Source organism: Pseudoalteromonas sp. Z1A2, from assembly GCF_011378755.1.
Taxonomy (GTDB): Bacteria; Pseudomonadota; Gammaproteobacteria; order Enterobacterales; family Alteromonadaceae; genus Pseudoalteromonas; species Pseudoalteromonas distincta.
The window spans coordinates 1-938 of record NZ_WTKX01000080.1; the positions used below are offsets into that span (position 1 = coordinate 1).

General features: G+C 36.9%; 1 protein-coding gene and 1 pseudogene. Both read left to right on the forward strand.

What is annotated here, in order from left to right:
• Window positions 1–269 (forward strand): winged helix-turn-helix domain-containing protein (locus GQR47_RS20255; protein ID WP_206016220.1); only part of this gene is annotated, 269 nt, incomplete at its 5' end.
• Window positions 259–938 (forward strand): annotated as a pseudogene (locus GQR47_RS20260) (two-component sensor histidine kinase); the annotation flags it as partial. The gene GQR47_RS20255 and the pseudogene GQR47_RS20260, both read left to right, overlap by 11 nt.

Genomic DNA, 938 nt, shown 5'->3' on the forward strand with positions numbered 1-938 from the left:
GAAAAATACAACGTGCAGGCAAGCGTATTTTATTGAGTAATAAAGAGTTTAGCTTACTTGAACTATTGTTACGGCGCGAAGGTGAAGTACTGCCACGTTCGTTAATTGCTTCTCAAGTATGGGATATGAATTTTGATAGCGACACCAATGTGATTGATGTTGCCATTCGTAGGCTAAGAGCAAAAGTTGATGATGACTTTACCGTTAAATTAATTCATACAGTTCGTGGTATGGGCTATAAATTAGAGGTTGAAACTGATGGCTATTAAGTCACGGCCTTTATCACTTACGATGCGTGTTGTGTTGTTTGTGGCTGTAACCGTTATTGCGTGCTTAACTTTAGTTGCCACCTTAATAAATAGTTCGATAAAACATCATTTTTTCCAGCAAGATAGTAGTGAACTGCATGTTATTAATCAATCTATTGAATTAGTTTTAACACAACACTATAAATCAAACCTGAAACTTAAAAATGAATTATCTAACGCTGTAGCGGGTCATCACGGTGTTTACTATCAGGTAAATACCGCAAAAGGAGATCTCATTTTTCAAAGCTCTGAACGAGATTTTAGTGATTTTGTAATGAGTGATAAGGCTTCAACTGGCTTTAACCGTAACAACATTACCTCATGGCAAAATGATACCCACACCTACCGAGCTCTGGTGAGTAATTTAAGTACTGGGCAACAGCAATACAAAATTACTACAGCGATAGACATGAGCTTTCATTTACACTTTCTCAATCAATTTCAGCAAAGCCTTTGGGCCATTATGTTTGGCTCAGCGGTACTCATTTTATTGGTGGCTTGGTTTGCTATACATCAAGGATTAAACCCTTTACGAGGTTTAAGTCAGAAAATACACGATATCCAAACTAATAAAATGGATGTAAGGCTCGATGAAAATAAAGTGCCTATTGAGCTTGTTAATATGGTGCA